The sequence below is a fragment of the Nocardioides sp. Z13_37 genome, from assembly GCF_058355585.1.
Genome location: NZ_JBZGDV010000004.1, coordinates 173,569 through 191,020 on the forward strand (window position 1 = coordinate 173,569; position 17,452 = coordinate 191,020).

Sequence of the window (17,452 nt, forward strand, 5' to 3'; positions counted from 1 at the left end):
CCGGCCGCGGTCATGCCGCGCCCGCGGCGACCGGGAGCCCGGACGTGCGCCACTCCAGCATCCCGTCCTCGAGGCGTCGCGCCTCGACGCCGGCCCCGCCCAGGATCCGGACGGCGTCGTGCGCCATCACGCAGAACGTGCCGCGGCAGTAGGCCACCACCGACGGCGCCTGCCGCAGCGCGCCGGCCTCGGCGTCCAGCCTCTCGAGCGGCATGCTCCGCGCACCCGGGATGTGGCCGGCGAGGTACTCCTCGGTGGGTCGCACGTCGAGGAGGGTGACCTCGCCCGTCGCCAGCAGACGCTCGAGCTCGTCACGCGTCACCAGGCCCACCTCGCCGGAGCCGGGCAGGTCGAGGTAGGCCTCGAGGGCGCGCCCGACGTCGGCGGAGCGCTCGCGGGCGACGGCGCGCATCGCGGCGTAGAGGTCGGCGACGTCGTCGCCGGCCAGCCGGTAGAACACCTTGGTCCCCTCGCGCCGGGTCAGCACCAGGTGGGCGAGCTTGAGGACCTGGAGGTGTGCCGAGACCGTGCTCACCCCCATGCCCGCGGCCCGGGCCAGTCCGTCGACCGTGCGCTCGCCCTGCGCGAGCAGGTCGACCAGCTCGAGCCGCTTCGCGCTGCCGAAGGCCTTGCCGACGACGGCGAGCTCGTCGAACAGGTGGTGCCGACGCTCCTGGTTCATCGTTCCTCCAATGATCTTTGGAATATCGTAGGTTGTCTTGCTACGGTCCTCACATACCCCCCAGGGTATTTACCCCGCCTAGGAGGAACCGTGCCCCCCACCGTCATCCCGATCGACACCCCCGGTCTCGGCGACCGCACCTACCTGGCCCACGACGGCGCCGTCGCGCTTGTCGTCGACCCGCAGCGCGACGTCGACCGAGTCCTGGCCGCCGCGGACGAGGCGGGCGTGCGGATCACCCACGTCTTCGAGACCCACATCCACAACGACTACGTCACCGGCGGTCTCGCCCTGGCCGAGGCAGTCGGCGCCGCCTACCACGTCAACGCCGACGACCCGGTCGCCTTCGAGCGCACCCCCGTCCGCGACGGCGACGTCGTCGCGGTCGGCGACACCATGCGGGTCCGCGTGGTCCACACTCCCGGCCACACCCACACGCACCTGTCCTTCGCCCTCTCGGCCGGCGACGAGCCCGTCGCGGTGTTCACCGGCGGGTCGCTGCTCCACGGCTCCACCGGCCGCCCCGACCTGCTCGGCCCGGACCACACCGACGCCCTGGTCCACGCGCAGTGGCACTCCGCCCGGCGCCTCGCCGCGGAGCTGCCCGACGCCACGTCGGTCTTCCCGACCCACGGCTTCGGCAGCTTCTGCTCGGCCACCCAGTCGGACGCCACCGCGAGCACCATCGGCGACGAGCTGCGCACCAACCCGGCCCTGACCAAGGACGAGGCGGCCTACGTCGAGGGCCTGCTCGCAGGCCTCGAGGAGTTCCCCGCCTACTACGCCGAGATGGGCCCCGCGAACTCCGCCGGCCCGCGTCCGGCGGACCTGTCCGACCCCGAGCTCGCCGACCCGGCCGAGCTGCGCCGCCGCATCGACGCCGGCGAGTGGGTCGTGGACCTGCGCACCCGTTCGACGTTCGCCGCCGGGCACCTCTCCGGCAGCGTGAACTTCGGCCTGGACGGCCAGTTCATCACCTACCTCGGCTGGATCCTCCCCTACGACGCGACCATCACGCTGCTCGGCGAGACCCCCGAGCAGGTGGGCGAGGCCCAGCGCGAGATGGTCCGCATCGGCATGGACCCGGCCGCGATGGCCACGGGCAAGCCCGAGGACTGGGCCGGCGGGGCCCCGCTCGGCAGCTTCCCGGTCACCGACTTCGCCGGCCTGGCCGAGGAGCTCCGCGACAACCCGGCCGGAGAGCGCGTGGTCCTCGACGTGCGCCGCCCGGCGGAGTACGACGCCGGCCACATCGCGGGCGCGGTGAACGTCCCCGTCCACGCCGTCCTCACCCACCTCGAGTCGATCCCGCAGCAGAGGCTGTGGATCCACTGCGCCGGCGGCTACCGCGCCAGTGTCGTCGCCTCGGTCCTCGCCGCACGTGGCCACGACGTGGTCGCCATCGACGACTCGTACGACGAGAGCGCCGCCCGGGCCGGGCTCCCGCTCGTCTGACCCCGGCGCGAGCCACCCCACCCCACCCCCCCCCCGCTCAGGAGACACCCCATGACCAGCACCACCACCGAAGCCATCACCCTCGACGCCCACACCCTCCACGAGCGCCTGGCCGACAGCGACCCGCCGCGCATCCTGGACGTCCGCACCCCGGCGGAGTTCGAGACCGCCCACATCCCCGGCGCCTACAACGTCCCCCTCGACACGCTGCGTGAGCACCGTGACGAGCTGCGCCGCCACCTCGACGAGCACGTCGTCCTGGTCTGCCGCTCCGGCGCGCGGGCGACCCAGGCTGAGAGCGCCCTGCGCGAGTCCGGGCTTCCCGGCGTGCAGGTCCTCGACGGCGGCATGGCCAGCTGGGAGGGCATCGGCGCCCCGGTCAACCGCGGCCGGCAGACCTGGGAGCTCGAGCGACAGGTCCGCCTCGTCGCCGGGACCATCGTCGCCACCAGCGTCCTCGCGAGCACCGCGGTGCCGCGGCTCAAGTGGGTCGCCGCTGCCATCGGCACCGGGCTCACCGGCGCGGCGCTGACCAACACCTGCGCCATGGGTCTCGCGCTGTCGAAGATGCCGTGGAACCGCACCGCCGACTCGTGCGACATCGACGCGATCGTCGCCGCGCTCTCCGGGGACGCCGCGGCATGAGCCCCACCGTCGCCGTCGTCGTGGTGCTGGCCGTGTTCGTCGGCGTCTCCCTCGGGATGCTCGGCGGCGGCGGGTCGATCCTGACCGTCCCGCTGCTGGTGTACGTCGCCGGGCTGGACGCCACGGTCGCCATCGCGGCCTCGCTCTTCGTGGTCGGCGTCACCTCCCTCGCGGGCCTGGTCGGCCATGCCCGCCAGGGGCGCGTCAAGTGGCGCACCGGCCTGATCTTCGGACTGGCCGGCATGGTCGGCGCCTACTCCGCGGGACTCGTCGGAGGCCACCTGCCCGGCAACGTGCTGCTCATCGCCTTCGCGGCGATGATGATCGCCACCTCGCTGGCCATGCTCCGCGGGCGCACGAGCCCGCCGGCCCACGCGTCGACGGACCGGGAGCTGCCGGTCAAGCGGATCGTCATCGACGGCCTCGTGGTCGGCGTGGCCACCGGCCTGGTCGGCGCCGGCGGCGGGTTCCTCGTCGTGCCGGCACTGGTCCTGCTCGGCGGGCTGCCCATGTCGGTCGCGGTCGGCACCTCGCTGCTCGTCATCTCCATGAAGTCCTTCGCCGGCCTGGCCGGCTACCTCAGCTCGGTCGCGATGCCGTGGGGGCTCGTCCTGGGTGTCACCGCCGCGGCGGTCGTCGGCAGCGTCGTCGGCGGCCGGCTCGCGGGCAGGGTGCCCGAGGCCCAGCTGCGCAAGGCGTTCGGCTGGTTCGTGCTGGTGATGGGTGCCTTCGTCCTCGTGCAGCAGGGCCCCGCCTGGGCGGCTCCCGTCGCGCTCGCCGCCATCGTCACGGCAGGGCTCGCCGCCGGGGTGTGCTGGCAGTTCGTCCGGGCGTGCCCGCTCCGGCGTGCGATCGCCGCCTAGGGCGGCCTCGCCAGAACGGCGTCGGTCAGCCGCGCGTCTGCAGGAAGACCACGATCGCCAGGATGACCAGGCCGACGACGGCGCTGGCGATCACGATCCAGTGCCAGTCGCGCGACGCCTCCTCCTCGACCATGGGCTCCGGCTCCGGAGCCGGTGGCGGGGCGACCAGCGGGGCCTGCAGGAGCACCGTCGGCGCCATCGACGCCCCGCACCGGACGCATACGTCGGCTCCGAGCAGGTTCTGCTCCGAGCAGGCGGGGCAGGCGGCCGTCCCCACGCTCTGCCGCCCGACGGCGCCCGGCAGGCGGCGCAGCGAGTCGCCGATGCCGCGGTCCTCGAGCACGACCTGTGAGGGGATCCAGAACAGCGGGAAGTCGCACCGGGCGCAGAAGTCGGTGGCCGAACGGCGGTTGAGCGTCACCCGGGCGGGGTGGCCGCACTCGGGACAGGTCACCTCCCGGGTCGCCGGCTCGAGCACCTGCTCGTCGGGGTCAGTCATCTCGGCCGTCACTGCCACTCACCAGTCCTCGTCGTTCTCGGAGTCCCACACGCGCTCGTCGCCGACGTGCAGCTCGGCTCGCACGTGGGCGGGCACCTCGTCCTTCACCATCGCCACGAACGCCTCGGTCGCCAGCGAGCCGGTGCCGGCCACCCACATCCGCACCCAGGCCGTGTCCTGAGGGACCTCGTCGGACCTCCACACGCCGCCGCCCTCCTCGACGCGGGCCTCGCTGCCGCTGACCAGCTCGAGGAACGCGTGCAGTCCCGTCGCGGTGCCGCGCCAGGTCAGCGTCCTGGCCGCGCTGGCCACGATCCTGCGCTGGAGCGCCTCGGGCATCGCGTCGTCGAGGCCCTGCACGCCGATCCAGGACCCGAGCCACCGCACCGTCTCCACCGGCGTCACGGTGAGGTCGACGAAGTGGTCGATCTGGTCGGCGTCCTCGAGCAGGGTCGAGCCGACCTCCTGGAAGATCGACACGAAGCGGACGAAGAAGTCGTTGCTCAGCATCTGCATGGGCAGCTGCTGCAGCAACCAGTCCTCGGGGCGCTGGACGTTGACCGGCCCGGGGACCCGGGTCAGGTTCGCCGACACCTGCGGGACCAGTGTCACCGGACCACCACCTGGTGCCGGGCCGACAGGAACAGCGACTGCCGGTCGAGCCGGATCACCTCGGTCGCCGAACCGAGACGCCGTCCGGTGCGCAGGTCGTACTCGAACAGCAGGCACTCCTCCACCCGCTCGACCCCCTCGACCGACTCCATGAGCTGGGCCACGGTGGCGACGTTGAGGTCGGCGTCGAACGGCCAGCCCGCACCGTCGGGGCCGCCGACCATCGGGTTGATGAAGCGGTTGAGCGCGGAGACGGCGCGCTGCTGGACCAGCCCGGGAGGGCGGCCGGGCTCGGCGTTGATCAGCGCGGCGACCGACACGCCCTGGTAGAAGGGCGTCGTGACCTCGACGGCGGTGCCGATCACCCGGTGGCGGTCGAGGTGGTCGGAGACCACCTGCATGAGCTCCGGCGAGATCGCGTAGTCGTCGAGCCGGTGGGCGTCGGCCTCGCCCCGCACCCGGGGCACCACGAGCAGCTGCACCGTGCCGTTGCCGCGGCGTGCCGACTGGCACCGCGCCCGCGCCACCTCGGTCGTCGACTCGAGGGTGAGCCGCTCGTAGTCGGCTGCGGTGACCGCACGCTGGCCGGTGCGCAGGGTGAGCGGGCCGCGGACCTTGGCCTCGGCGACCGTCTCGGGGTCCACTCCCCCGCTGGCCGTGCTCAGGTTGATGACGCCGCTGACGAACGGCACCGTCGAGCGCATCAGGGTCAGGGTGCGGGCGCCCACGTTGCCGCGCGCGCCGCCGCCGTGCCGGTAGCCGGTGACGCGGATCATCGCGCCGTCGCGCGGGATGGCGCCGTGCTGGCGCACGGTGCCGTCGGGGTAGCGCACTCGCGGGCCGAAGTGGACCGTGCCGCTGGAGGAGTCCCACACGTAGTCGTGGTCATGGGGACCGGAGCTGGCGAAGTCGGCGACCTCGCGCCACGCGCGGACGTCGTCGCCGTCGACGACCTCGACCTGCTCCTCGCCGCGCCGGGGCAGCACCGGGAACCTGGAGACGCCGAACTTCTGACCGGGCTTGCCCTTGCTCCGGCCGATGACCTCGCCCGGGGCGATCTCCGCGTGCTCGGCGCGCACGGTGCCGCCGAGCGCGGCCACCGCGACCTCGCGCACCCGCGGCGACGCCTGGTAGGTCGGCTGGCCGTCGGCGGGGTTGACCAGGCGCGCCCGCAGCCAGAAGGCGGTGTCGTTGCCCACGGCCAGCGGCACGTGCTGGACGGGCATCATCAGCAGGATCTCGCCGGCGCGGTTGAGCCCGCCGGTGGTGTCCTCGTGCACGGTGGCGGAGAGCCAGCCCTCACCGTTCCACACCTCCCAGACCAGCGGCGGGCGGCGGGGATCGACGCCGATGCCCTCGGCCTCGGCCTGCATCGAGATGCGCAGCATCATGCCGGCCAGCGAGTCGCGGAAGCCGAGCAGGAAGGCGTCGTTGGGGGTGATCCGCTCGGACCCGAAGCAGGTGACGCCCTCAGCGGAGAAGCGCAGGTCGTCCCACACGTCGACCGTGCGCCCGGAGTCGGCGGCGACGGTCTTGGCCCCGATCAGCACCGGCGGGGCGATGGTGAGGTCCTCGGTGGTGGTGAACACGACGGGCTCCGCGGCCGCACCGCCGCTGACGCTGGCCACCGTGGTGACCTCGGTCTGAGCCGGGACGACGACCGGTGCGTCCAGCACCGCCGACAGCCAGAACGTGAGGTCGGTGCGGGCGACCGACGGGGGGAACGGCTCGATGCCCACGAGGTTGAGGAAGTGGGTGTAGAGCCGGTCCGGCACCTGGTTGACGCGGTAGAGCACCATCTCGCTCATCCAGGCGAACAGCTCGATGAGCGCGACCCCGGGGTCGGAGACGTTGTGGTTGGTCCACTCGGGGCAGTACTGCGGGATCAGTCTCTTGGCCTCGTCGACGATGTCCTGGAAGGTCCGGTCGTCGAGCCCGGGGGTAGGCAGTGGCATTCACATCACCGTTCGGCGTCGTGGGGGATCAGGTAGAAGGGGTACACGAGGTTGCGCTTGTCGTTGGTCGCACGCACCCGGTAGACGACCTCGATCCGGATCAGGGCGGTGTTGTCGGGGTCGGGCACGGGGTGGACCTCCTCGACCACGATCCGCGGCTCCCACTGGGCCAGCGCGCGGCGCACGGCCTGGGAGATCAGGCCGAGCAGGTTGGGGGTCACCGGCTCGAAGAGCAGGTCCCAGATCCGGCAGCCGAACTCCGGGCGCATCACCCGCTCGCCGGGCGCGGTCATCAGCACCAGCGCGATCGACTCGTCGAGGTCGGGCGCACCGGAGGTCAGCCGGATCGAGCCGGTGTGGTCGACCCCCATCGGCCAGCCGAAGCCGCGTCCGATGAACGTGGGGTCCTGGTTGGAGTCCATGCCGGTGGACTGGCCCGGCATCGCGAGCTCGGACATCAGTTGATCTGCACGATCGCGCCCTTGACTGCCATCGGCCCTCCCGCCTCGAACTTGCCCATCCCCTGCGCCTTCACCTCGGCGACGGCGCCCTCCGCCTTGAACGGCCCGGTGCTCTTGACCGACACCTCGGCCTTGCCCTCGAGCTTGAGGGCGCCGTCGGACGTGATCGTCACGTTCTTGCCGGTGATCGTCACGTCACCGGTGTTGCTGAAGTCGATCTGCGCGCCGGCGCCGTTCTTGATCGTCACCGGCACCTTGCCCACCTCGATCTCCAGCTTGTCGTTGCCCAGCCGGATGACGTGCTCGCCCTTCTTGGACGTGAGCTTGACGTGCTGCTCGCCGTCGGCCTGACCCTCGCCGAACTCGAGGGTGTGTCCCTGCTTGGACGTGATGCGCCGGGCGGCCACCTGCTTGTCCTTGATCACCTCGGCGAAGGGGAACGTGTTCTTCGACGAGTGCAGCCCGCCCAGCACGATCGGCCGGTTGATGTCGCCGTTCTCGAAGCCGACGAGCACCTCGTCGTTGACCTCGGGGTAGAAGACCATCCCCCGCTTGTCGCCTGCGCCGAGGATCACCAGGCGGGCCCAGGCCGACTCGGTCCGCTCGTCGACGGTGGGGAACTTGACCTTCACCGTGCCGTCGTTATCCGGGGACGCGACGTCGGTGACGACCGCCGGGACCAGCGACCGGCCCAACGCCTCGAACCGCGACCCGCCGGGACCGAGCAGGTCGACCAGGCCGGAGGGGCGCAGCGGACCCGACGTCACCCGGGTCTCGAAGCCGCTCGCGGAGTAGACGTGCTCGACGTGGGTGAGCAGGTAGGAGCCGTCGAGCTTCGCCCCCGCCCCGCGGAACTCGAGCTTCACGTGCGGGGCCAGCGCCGGGTTGAACAGGCAGGTGGCGGTCATCACCACGGCTGCGGCGGCCGACTCGGCGCGCAGGCCCTCGGCGATGACCTTGGCCTCGTCGATGCTCACGGGCTGGTGGTCGGCAACGCCCACCGAGGTCTTCCACTGCTCGAGCCTGCCGAACGGCCGGTCCCCGGGCGCGGCGCTCGAGGGCGTGCTCGTGACGGCGATGGCCTTCTGCTGGCCCGGGTCCCACCCCGTCACCTCGACGGTGTCGGGGTTGCGCGAGTTGGCGCGCAGGGAGAAGCCCAGCAGCTCCTGGTCGCCGTACGACACCGACACCGGGCCCCCGGCGCTGTCGGTGGAGGCGACGTTGAGCTGCCCGGTGCCGTCGGTCCACCACACCGCGCCGTGGCGGCGGACCAGGTCGTCGATGACGGCCAGTCCGGTGCCGCGCTGCAGGTGGTAGGGCCCGGGGGCCGACAGGCCCTGCACGCGCACCTGGACGCCCTTGTTCTGCGCGATCCGCTTGATGACGTCGGCCGGCGACTGGTTGAGGGCGGCCACGGTGTCGGTCGACCAGGCCAGCTTGGCGACCGCGTCGTCGAGCGTCACCACGAGCTCGCCGGTCGAGCGGAGCACCGGTCCGCCCGCGCGCATGTCGAACTCCACCGCGGTCACGAAGCCGGTGAAGAGGGGCCGGGACGACTGGGCGGAGTCGCCGGGGGTGATGGTCACCTCCTTGCCGATCTGGAAGGGGCCGGAGTTGGCGAGACTCATCCCCACGTCGTGGAAGCGGAGCGTGGCGCGGCCGGGCAGCCCGTAGCCGTGCTCGATGCGCAGGCCGCTGAGGGCCTCGGCGGCGTCGAACGACAGCGCCGTCCCCTGCACCTCCACCAGCGGGCGCGTGCGCCCGATGCGTCGGGCCTCCTGCGCGACCGACGGCATCAGCCCTCACCTCGCGGGATGCTCACGACCTGGCCCGGCTGGAGGGCGAGCGGGTCCTCCAGCCCGTTGGCGGCCGCGATCACGCGCCAGCGGGTGCTGTCGCCGTAGTAGCGGGCGCTGATCCGGTCGAGGGTCTCCCCCGGCATCACCCGGTGCACGCGGTGCGGCTTGGGGGTGCCCGAGGTGGGGTTCTGCGGGCCGAACGCGTTGGACTTCTCGTACTGCGTCAGCTCCAGTCCCATCGAGGCTCGCAGCGGGACGCCGGAGCTCGAGAAGTAGGTGAACTGCAGCGTCAGGCTGGACACGACGGCAGGGAACGCGTGGAGGTTGCCCCAGTGGAAGGTGACCGTCGGCGGACGCGCGTTGCCGCTGTCCGGGTCGGAGCCGGGCAGGTTGGGGTCGATGTCCATCAGGGCCACGATCTTGCTGGTGTAGTCGGTCACCGGCGCGCCCGTGGCGGTCGTGTCGAAGAACAGGTCGAGGCTCATCGTGCCGGAGTTGGCGCCGGCGAAGCTCAAGGTCTTGACGTCCATGCCCGGCGTCGACTCCGGTGCGCTCCAGTCGTTGGAGCGCGACATCGAGAAGTTCTCCGGGTTGTACATGCACGGCACCCGTCCGCCGCCCTCGATCTCGAGGAATGCCTTCTCGAGCTCGGCCATCAGTACGCCCCCCATCCCCGGCGCTGTCCGCGCCGCTCGAGCTCGTCCACGACCTTGCGCTCGATCCGCTCGACGACCGCGTCGACGAGCTCGTGCATCGGCACACCGGGCACCGGCGAGTCGCCCGCGAGCGGGGACTCCTGCGAGGCCGGCTGCGCCGACGAGGCGCGCCGGAGCGCCGGCGGACCACCCTGCTGCGAGACCATCTGTGACCTGCCTTCTGGAGGGGTGGGGGCGGTGGAGCCCGGGCCGCGGGCGGACCGCGGGGCCGCGGCGAAGAGCGAGGCCGTGGCCTCGAGGAGGGACGGGGCCGCCGTCCGCGAGATCGTCCGCGAGACGGTGCTCGTCGCCGTCGGCGGCGCCGGGGCGGGGCCGGGACCGTGGCCACCGGGAGGTGGGGCGACGGTCAGCCGCTGGCCGGACACCGCGGGACTCGAGAGGACGGTGGTCCGGTCGCCGGGCTGGGCGGGCGACCCTGCGGCGCCCCCGGCGTCGGCGCGGGTGCCGCGGTGCGCGCCCGGACCGGTGCCGTCGGGCATGCCCCACGTGCGCGACCGGGCACCGCCGGCCGCGGTGCTGCCCGCCTGCGCGGCGTCCCGGACCTGGGGCAGCCGGCCGGCCGCCCACCGCAGCACGGTCGGAGCGACCGCCCCGGCGCCGTGCGTGGACCCGGACGCCGCCGCGGGACCGGACGCCGTCGAGGAGGTGGCCGCCGGGCCCGCTGCCGGGGCGGGCTCGGAGCGCACGAGCGCGGTCGCCGTGCGCCCGGGGACCCGCACCGGGCCACCGGCCCAGCGTCGTACGTCGGGGGTGTCGTGCCCGGACCCCGTCGCGGCCTGCCGCGTCTGGTCAAGCGGGGTCGAGGTCGCGTCGGCGCGGGCCGGACCGCCCAGGGTCGAGGCGAGGCGGGGCGCGGCGGTGGCTCCCACCGTGCGCTCCCAGGCCCGCGCGCCCACCGTCGTACGCCGGACCGGCGCCCGTCCGGCAGCGCCGGCGGACTGCACCGCGAGGACGCCGGCCGGCCTGCTCGCCGTGGCCGAGCCGCCGAGCCGGGAGGCGGTCGTGGGCCGGATCTCGGTGGGTGCACCGAACCCGCTGGCCAGGGCGGCGCCGCCGATGCCGTGCCGGGCGACCCGACGCACGGTCAGCAGGTCGGGTGCCGCGGCGCCGACGGTGGCCTCGTTGAGCGGTCGGTCGACCGAGGTCAGGGCGACGACCGTGCCGGCGGCGCTGCGGCGCAACACGGTGCGGGCGGCGGCCGCCGCGGGGGCCGGTGCCGACACCCGGGCGGCGGCCGCCGACTTCCCCGCCGACTCCCCCGCCGGGTGGTCGCCGCCGGACGTCTGGACCGACCGCAGGACGGGCGGCGCGACCGGCTGCGCCACGGGCTGCGCGGTGGTCTGCGAGGTGGCCTGCTCGGTGGGCCGGGCGGTCGCCACCGCCGCCTGGCCGGCCGGTGCCGCCGGCCGCGTGGCGATGCCGGCGCTCGCCCGGCCGGCGCTCGTCGCGGCGGAGGCGGGGTTGCTCTGGCGCATGACCAGGCTCTCCGAGGCCCAGCGGTCCCGCCGTCCGCGTGCCAGGCCGGCCGAGACACCGGCCGGTTGCAGCGAGGGGGCGCCCTGCCGGATCAGCTGGGGTCCCGCGGCCGGCACGGCCACGGGCGGGGTGAGGGACGCACCGACGCCGCGCTCGACCGTCGCCTCCGCGGTGCGCAGGATCGCCACCGCCGACGGGCGGGTGGAGAGCGACGTGCGGCGCAGGGACTCCACGAAGCGGCCTCGGCGCACTCCGGCGGGGGCGGGCAACGCCGACGACGGCGCAGATGACGGCGCAGATGACGGCTCAGGTGACGGCGTCGCACCCGGAGCGGGGTCGGCCGCCGACCCGGCGCTGGGGCCGGACGGCGTGCCAGCGGCGGACGGGTTCGGACCAGTGGATGCGGCGGACGCGGTGGAACCGGTCGGCCGGGTGGGCCCGGCGGGCGCGGCGGACGTGGAAGGCGCGGCCGCTCGGTGGGGCTCGCCGGGGTCCTGCGGGGTCGGCTCGGCGGCGGGTGCGGCGGCCGCGGAGGAGGCGGCGCGCGGCGCCCCGACGGGCTGCGCGGACGGTGCCGAGACGCTGGTCGCGGGCGTGCGGGTGCGGCGCAGCCTGGCCTGGTCGGCCGTGGAGAACACCTGCCCGGCCGCCGACACCTCGGCGTAGCGGCGCACCTTGGCGACCTCGCCGGTGAGCCCGGCGAGCAGGCCCCCGGGCGTGTAGGTCGCCTCGTTGGGCACCGAGCGGGCCGCGCGCGGCAGGACCCGTCGCGGCACGTCGACGTCGCGGGAGGCCAGCGCCGGAGCCAGCCACGACTGCGCGCTGCGCGCGGCCGGGTCCGTCGCGCTCTGCGCGGCCGGCGTGGCGGCAGCCGACGCCTGCGGAGCCGTCGCAGCCGTGGGCGCGACGGCAGTGGTGCGGGCGACGGCGGTGGTGCGGGCGACGACGCCGCCCGCGTGGCGCCGCTGGACGACGCGGTCGACCGCGCCGCTGCCGGTGGACGGCAGGGGCGGCTGTGCGCCGACGGCGCCACCGTCCTCCTCGGGCGCGCGGGGCACCCACCAGCGCGGGGGCCGGACCGCCCCGCCGAAGGTCGGGTCGGGCCCCGCCAGGGAGCGGCGGACCTCCACCGGTCGCGACGTCGACATCGCGAAGCGCGACACGCCCGAGGCCAGCGACCCGATGCGCGAGGGCAGGGGTCGGTGGAGCGGCGGACCGGGCATCCGCATGCGCCGCACGACCGCGGCCCCGAGCCAGTGGGTCGGCGCGGGTGCGGTGGCGGGGTCGGTGGGGGTGGGTGTCATCACGTCCTCAGGACATCGTCTTGGCTCTGAAGCCGTGGTGGCTGATCTCGAGGGACTCCTGCAGCGGGTCGCCGCTGTCGGCGACGAAGCTGGGCCCCTCCCACCTGACGGGGAAGACGTCGAGCAGCGTCCACGACCGCAGGCGCTTGCCCTGGTGGTCCACCGCCGTCACGGCGCCCGTCGAGCGCTCCAGCTTGTTGCCGCTGCCGGCGAACCCCTCGCCCGAGGAGCGCGTGAGCCACTCGAAGAGGGCGTTGGACTCGGTGACGCCGCGCCGGAAGGTGATGTTGGGCCACGACATCCGGCCGGGCAGGTGGTGGGTGAAGCCGTTCTGGCCGCCCTCATTGACCTCCTCGACCGCGATGGTGACCTCGAGGCCCTGCACCTCGCGGAAGACCCCGACCTCGACCCCGTCGAGCTCGAAGAGGAAGCGGTCGGCTGTCGGCAGGTCGCCGCCGAGCGGGCGCTCGGTGGCGGCACCGGGCTGGGGATCCGGCGTGGATACGGTCATCGTTGCCCTCCTTGACCTTCGGTGTTCACAGCTGTTGCTCCCGGACGACCTGCCACGCGCGCTCGTTGAGCGAGAGGACGGATCGGACCATGCGGACCCGATCCATGTGCTCGAGGTCGAGCAGGTCGTCCAGGCCCCAGTGCAAGTGGTAGGCCAGGTAGGCGATCTCCTGCCACAGCGCATCTGCGGGGTAACGCATCATGAGGTGTCGTCAGCTCTGTCTCGGTAGTTCCTGCACGGCGTGGCGGAGGCTTGCGCGGCTCGGGGCCGACCCGCCGACCGGCGCCGGGTCCTCCTCGGACGGCTCGGCCCCACTCGTCGTGGGGACGTCCCCGCTCGGGGCCGGCGTACCGACCCCGAGCAGCGCACTGGACTCCGACGCCTGGATGAGCGCGTCGTACTCGGCCTGGTCACCGAAGTTGATGACCCCGTAGAAGTCCTGGAGGAACGCCAGGTCCACGGCGAAGAGCCCTTCGATGACCGCCGAGTTGATCAGCTCCACGTCGCCGAGCCTCTCGACCACCCGGCTCAGCACCAGGATGGTCAGCCGCGGGTCGTCCGGTCCCTGGACCGTCGGGTCACGCAGCGGCTCGAGCTCGTCGCGGGCCGTCGCCAGGCGCATGGTCCCCTTGCGGTGCAGGGTGCCGTTCCTGTCGACGTACCCACGCGGCAGCGTGAACTCGTACGACGTACGCAGAGCGCTCACTTGGACCGTTCGAGCCGCTCGATGACCAGCGTGATCGTCTCCTTGACGGCCTCGTTGGAGTCGGTGCTCACCGCGTCGGTGGAGATCTTGCTCGGCCAGCCGTTGAAGAAGTCGAAGCGGCCGACCTCGGTGAACGCGGCGTCGTAGAGCACGACCGAGCCGTTCTTGCGGTTGGTGGTGCGGCCCATGCCGGCGAAGCCCTTGCTGCGCACGTCGTTGAACCACGTCCAGATGGGGTCCTTCTTGGCGTCGAGCGGAGCCATCCGGGTGATGGACAGGTCGCCGGCCTTGTGGACGTTGCCGCGGGTCTTGATGGCCTGCGCCTTGCCGCTCTTGCCCACCTGCTGGATGGTCACCACGTCGGCCTCGACGTCGAGACCCGAGACGCCGGACAGGATGATGTTCTGCCCGTCGATCTCGAGGTAGAAGTTCTGCGCGACGATCGGGTCGGTGGAGATGAGGTCGTTCATGCGTTGCTACTCCTAGTCCTGGGGTCCGCCGGGCGTCAGCCCGCGACCTGCTTCTTCTGGCTGATGCGGAACACGACGAACTCGGCGGGCTTGACCGGCGCGATGCCGACCTCGACCACGAGCATGCCGGCGTCGACCGACTCCGGCGGGTTGGTCTCGGCGTCGCACTTGACGTAGTACGCCTCCTCAGCGGTGGTGCCGCTGAGCGCGCCCGCCGACCAGAGTCCGCGGAGGAAGGAGCTGACCGTGCGGTTCACGCCCTCCCACAGCGCCATGTCGTTGGGCTCGAACACCGCGTACTGGGTGCCGTGGAGGATCGTGTCCTCGACCATGTTGAAGAGCCGGCGGACGTTGATGTAGGTCCAGTCGGTGTCCGAGGCCAGGGTGCGCGCGCCCCAGATGCGGATGCCGCGGGTGCCGAACGGGCGGATGCAGTTGATGCCGATCGGGTTGAGCAGGCCCTGCTCGTTCTGGGTCACGTTGCGCTCGATGTCCAGGACGCCCCGGATCGTGTCGTTGGCCGGGGCCTTCCACACGCCGCGGCTGTCGTCGGTGCGCGCCCAGACGCCGGCGATGTGGCCCGACGGCGGCACGAAGACCTCGCTGTTGCCGTTGGTGCCGACCGGGTTGTCGACCTTGATCCACGGGTAGTAGAGCGCGGCGTAGGCGGAGTCGAACATCGCGACCTCGCTGCGCCACTCCTTGATCTGCTGCGGCGTCATGCCGGGAGGGGCGTCGAGCAGCGCCATCCGGTTGCCGTTCTGCTCGCAGTGCGAGATCAGCGCGGTCTGCACCGACTTCCACAGGTTGAGGTCGATCGTGCCGTCCTCGCGCGTGGCCGCGGTGATCAGGTCCGGGACGACGACGATCGTGACGTCCTCGGCGACCGTGAGGCCGTTGATGCCGGCGCGGGCCGACTCGGAGCCGGCGAACTTGCGCCCGTTGACGGCGACCGGGATCGGCTCGCTCTTCTCGAGCGGGTAGGCGCCGGGCTTCACGAGCTCGAGCTGCCCGCTGACGTCGGCGTCCTTGTCGAGGGCCAGGTCGATCTTGATCCTGGTCGACGTGGCGTTGACCTTCGTGGCGACGTTGGAGTCGCCCTTGTCGAAGCTGAGGCCGCTGAACGACTCCACGATGGCGCCGCCCTCGACCACGTCGATGGTGAAGGTGGCGGGGGCGTCGTCGTCGGCGTCACCCAGGTCGTCGTTGCTGACCTGGATCACGATCTCGGCGTCCGGCTCGATGCTGGTCACCGCGACCGGCAGGCCGAGCGCACGGTCCGAGGCCGGCAGCGCCGCGCGGGCCGGCTCGCCGGCGGGCTCGGTGTTGGGGATGCGGCAGATGTAGGCCATCGAGCCGCCGTTGGCGAAGTAGCCGTAGACCGAGAGCGGGAGCACGCAGCCGTCCGCGAACCCGCCGTAGAGGCTCTCGAACTGGTTCCAGCTGGTGACCAGCCGGGGCGCGAGGCCCTGCGGGTCGGAGGGGTCGTCCTTCGGCGCGCTCTGGGTGAAACCGACGAACGCGGTGACGGCCGTGGGTGCTGCCGAGAGGATCTTCTGCGAGGAGACGACCTCCTCGACGTAGACGCCCGGGGCGGTGTAGGTAGGCATGGGGCTCCCGATCTGAGATGTGTGGTGCGCAGCTCTGGTGATGGAGGCCCGGTGCGGGTGGAGCTACACGGGGCCGTGGGGCGGATGGATGGGTGTTCAGTTGTGGTGTGGTGCGCCCGGTGGTCCGGGCGCGGTCCGAGTCAGTTGGCCTGGGTCCGCAGGGAGCCCGGCATGGTCAGCTGGATCACGCCGCCCCACGCGCAGTTGAGCGTGGAGCCCGACACGAGTGCAGGGACGCCGCCCAGGACCGTCTTGGCGGCGCCGGGCTTCCAGGGCCCCGCAGGCAGGGGCACGCACGGCATGGGTGTCAGGACCCCGAGCGCGGCGGCCGTGGCGGCCGCGACGGTGGGGTTGGACAGGCTCGAGCACATGCCGAACGGCGGGACGTTGGCCGCCGGCGCCATGTCGGCGATGGTCGCGGCGGGCTTGCCCTCGATCATCACGCGAGGCGTCGGCGTCGCCGTGAGCACGGCGGGCGCCATCCCGAAGGAGCACATCATCATCGCGCTGGTCGTCACGCACTGTCCCATGGCCGTGTCCCCCTCAGAGCTTCGTTCCAGCGACGGATCCGGTCAGCGGACGGCCGGAGTCGACGGCGAAGCACACGACGCTGCGGTCCTTCTCCTGCCAGCTGCGCGGCGACGGCAGCAGGTAGGTGAAGAAGAGCGAGGAGTCGAGGTAGTCGACGCCGACGTAGTCGCCGAACTCCTGGGCGCAGGCGCCGTCGGCGAAGCTGGTGAGCACGTCGTCACCGGGGAAGACGTCGGCGTTGGACTCGGCGTCGGTCGGCTCCCAGTCGACGACGGCGTAGGCCTCGTGGTCGTGCTCCTGGGCGCACTCGACCTGCTCGAGCTCGCTGATCTGGGCCTTGACCTCGTCGGGGGCGAGGAAGCAGTCGCCGGGCTCGATGGCGAAGACCGACCCCTCCGGCTCGTCCGAGCCGAGCACCGAGCAGGAGGCCAGTGCGGGCACGGCGACGAAGGCCGCGGCGCATGCCGCAGCGCGCCTGGCAACCGTCATGAATCGCCCATCCGGTTGGCCATCGCGGAGATCCGCTCGACGGCGGGCGCCTGGTCCTCCCAGTCGAAGCTGTCGGCACCGACGGTGACCTGCATGGTCAACGACGCCTTCAGCTGGCCGCCGGCGGCCGTCCACAGCTCGCGGGGCAGGGAGCGGTCGTCACCGAGCATCACGTGCACCGACGTGCTCAGCTCGCGCGGGAAGTAGCGGGCGGGAATGGTGTCGGTGCCGGCCAGGATGCTGGCCACGTCACCGAGCAGCTGGTGCTCGTCGCGCGGGCTTCCGGCCCAGGCGCTCACCAGGTAGCCCAGCTGGACCATCGGCTGGGGACGGCGGCGCTGTTGCGGGGCACCTTCCATCGAGCGCACGGTGGCCGACCGCGGCTGCATGCCGCTGCGGTGGACGTCGTGGAGGAACAGGTTCACCGTGATGCGGGACAGCTGCGCCGACCAGTTGCCGGTCGGGGCCTCGAACTTGACGTCCCCCACCTCCTCCGGCAACGGGAGTCGATCGCGGAGCATCTGCTCGAGCCCAGCGTCGACAGCACTGATGAACACGCAGCGCATCGTGGCAGTTGGGCGGAGCGCGCGTCGGCAACCCGCGGATATCGGCGCCAAATAACCCGCAGTGGTCTGGACCTCCGGCCATCGGAACCCTCGCTGGTCTGG

General features: G+C 72.8%; 19 protein-coding genes. 3 read left to right on the forward strand and 16 right to left on the reverse strand.

Annotated features, from left to right (window positions below):
* Positions 1 to 10 precede the first annotated feature (10 nt).
* Positions 11 to 682, reverse strand: coding sequence for an ArsR/SmtB family transcription factor (locus AC4H2S_RS12100; RefSeq protein WP_491497228.1), 672 nt, complete (start codon positions 680 to 682; stop codon positions 11 to 13).
* Positions 683 to 772: 90 nt separating this feature from the next.
* Here AC4H2S_RS12100 and AC4H2S_RS12105 point away from each other — a divergent pair, with 90 nt between their 5' ends.
* From AC4H2S_RS12105 to AC4H2S_RS12115, 3 genes are read left to right on the forward strand one after another with little or no spacing between them, the layout of a single operon-like run.
* The gene (locus AC4H2S_RS12105; RefSeq protein WP_491497229.1) at positions 773 to 2,137 is read left to right on the forward strand and encodes an MBL fold metallo-hydrolase; all 1,365 of its coding nucleotides are present in this window, start codon (positions 773 to 775) and stop codon (positions 2,135 to 2,137) included.
* A gap of 51 nt (positions 2,138 to 2,188) precedes the next feature.
* The gene (locus AC4H2S_RS12110; RefSeq protein WP_491497230.1) at positions 2,189 to 2,782 is read left to right on the forward strand and encodes a rhodanese-like domain-containing protein; all 594 of its coding nucleotides are present in this window, start codon (positions 2,189 to 2,191) and stop codon (positions 2,780 to 2,782) included.
* Entirely contained in the window at positions 2,779 to 3,645 is an 867-nt protein-coding gene (locus AC4H2S_RS12115; RefSeq protein WP_491497231.1) for a sulfite exporter TauE/SafE family protein, read from the forward strand. The genes AC4H2S_RS12110 and AC4H2S_RS12115 overlap by 4 nt, the downstream gene beginning before the upstream one ends.
* Before the next feature lie 25 nt (positions 3,646 to 3,670).
* On the opposite strand, the gene AC4H2S_RS12120 is transcribed toward AC4H2S_RS12115, so the two are convergent.
* The 15 genes from AC4H2S_RS12120 to AC4H2S_RS12190 form a co-directional block, all read right to left on the reverse strand.
* Positions 3,671 to 4,144 carry a hypothetical protein gene (locus AC4H2S_RS12120; RefSeq protein ID WP_491497232.1) on the reverse strand — a complete coding sequence of 158 codons (474 nt, stop codon included), beginning with the start codon at positions 4,142 to 4,144 and terminating at the stop codon, positions 3,671 to 3,673.
* Between the two features lie 18 nt (positions 4,145 to 4,162).
* Positions 4,163 to 4,738 (reverse strand): phage tail protein, encoded by a 576-nt coding sequence (locus AC4H2S_RS12125; RefSeq protein ID WP_491497233.1) that lies wholly within the window; start codon positions 4,736 to 4,738, stop codon positions 4,163 to 4,165.
* A 14-nt stretch (positions 4,739 to 4,752) separates the two neighbouring features.
* Complete coding sequence (locus AC4H2S_RS12130) at positions 4,753 to 6,711, reverse strand: putative baseplate assembly protein (protein WP_491497234.1); 1,959 nt, start codon at positions 6,709 to 6,711, stop codon at positions 4,753 to 4,755.
* Between the two features lie 5 nt (positions 6,712 to 6,716).
* Positions 6,717 to 7,169, reverse strand: coding sequence for a GPW/gp25 family protein (locus AC4H2S_RS12135; protein WP_491497235.1), 453 nt, complete (start codon positions 7,167 to 7,169; stop codon positions 6,717 to 6,719).
* Positions 7,169 to 8,968, reverse strand: coding sequence for a phage baseplate assembly protein V (locus AC4H2S_RS12140; protein WP_491497236.1), 1,800 nt, complete (start codon positions 8,966 to 8,968; stop codon positions 7,169 to 7,171). The genes AC4H2S_RS12135 and AC4H2S_RS12140 overlap by 1 nt, the downstream gene beginning before the upstream one ends.
* Positions 8,968 to 9,627 (reverse strand): CIS tube protein, encoded by a 660-nt coding sequence (locus AC4H2S_RS12145; RefSeq protein ID WP_491497237.1) that lies wholly within the window; start codon positions 9,625 to 9,627, stop codon positions 8,968 to 8,970. Before AC4H2S_RS12145 ends, AC4H2S_RS12140 begins: the two co-directional genes overlap by 1 nt.
* A complete protein-coding gene (locus tag AC4H2S_RS12150) occupies positions 9,627 to 12,470 on the reverse strand; it encodes a hypothetical protein (protein ID WP_491497238.1) in 2,844 nt (947 codons plus the stop codon). The genes AC4H2S_RS12145 and AC4H2S_RS12150 overlap by 1 nt, the downstream gene beginning before the upstream one ends.
* A 4-nt stretch (positions 12,471 to 12,474) precedes the next feature.
* The gene (locus AC4H2S_RS12155) at positions 12,475 to 12,978 is read right to left on the reverse strand and encodes a phage tail protein (RefSeq protein ID WP_491497239.1); all 504 of its coding nucleotides are present in this window, start codon (positions 12,976 to 12,978) and stop codon (positions 12,475 to 12,477) included.
* A gap of 25 nt (positions 12,979 to 13,003) precedes the next feature.
* Entirely contained in the window at positions 13,004 to 13,177 is a 174-nt protein-coding gene (locus AC4H2S_RS12160; protein ID WP_491497240.1) for a DUF6760 family protein, read from the reverse strand.
* Positions 13,178 to 13,189: 12 nt separating this feature from the next.
* Positions 13,190 to 13,684, reverse strand: coding sequence for a hypothetical protein (locus AC4H2S_RS12165; RefSeq protein ID WP_491497241.1), 495 nt, complete (start codon positions 13,682 to 13,684; stop codon positions 13,190 to 13,192).
* Positions 13,681 to 14,154 carry a phage tail protein gene (locus tag AC4H2S_RS12170; RefSeq protein ID WP_491497242.1) on the reverse strand — a complete coding sequence of 158 codons (474 nt, stop codon included), beginning with the start codon at positions 14,152 to 14,154 and terminating at the stop codon, positions 13,681 to 13,683. Before AC4H2S_RS12170 ends, AC4H2S_RS12165 begins: the two co-directional genes overlap by 4 nt.
* 35 nt (positions 14,155 to 14,189) lie before the next feature.
* Complete coding sequence (locus AC4H2S_RS12175; RefSeq protein ID WP_491497243.1) at positions 14,190 to 15,764, reverse strand: phage tail sheath family protein; 1,575 nt, start codon at positions 15,762 to 15,764, stop codon at positions 14,190 to 14,192.
* Between the two features lie 140 nt (positions 15,765 to 15,904).
* Positions 15,905 to 16,282 (reverse strand): DUF4280 domain-containing protein, encoded by a 378-nt coding sequence (locus AC4H2S_RS12180; protein WP_491497244.1) that lies wholly within the window; start codon positions 16,280 to 16,282, stop codon positions 15,905 to 15,907.
* Positions 16,283 to 16,307: 25 nt separating this feature from the next.
* Positions 16,308 to 16,784 (reverse strand): septum formation family protein, encoded by a 477-nt coding sequence (locus AC4H2S_RS12185; RefSeq protein ID WP_491497245.1) that lies wholly within the window; start codon positions 16,782 to 16,784, stop codon positions 16,308 to 16,310.
* Positions 16,781 to 17,341, reverse strand: a complete 561-nt coding sequence (locus AC4H2S_RS12190) for a Pvc16 family protein (protein ID WP_491497246.1) — start codon at positions 17,339 to 17,341, stop codon at positions 16,781 to 16,783. Before AC4H2S_RS12190 ends, AC4H2S_RS12185 begins: the two co-directional genes overlap by 4 nt.
* Positions 17,342 to 17,452: the final 111 nt, after the last annotated feature.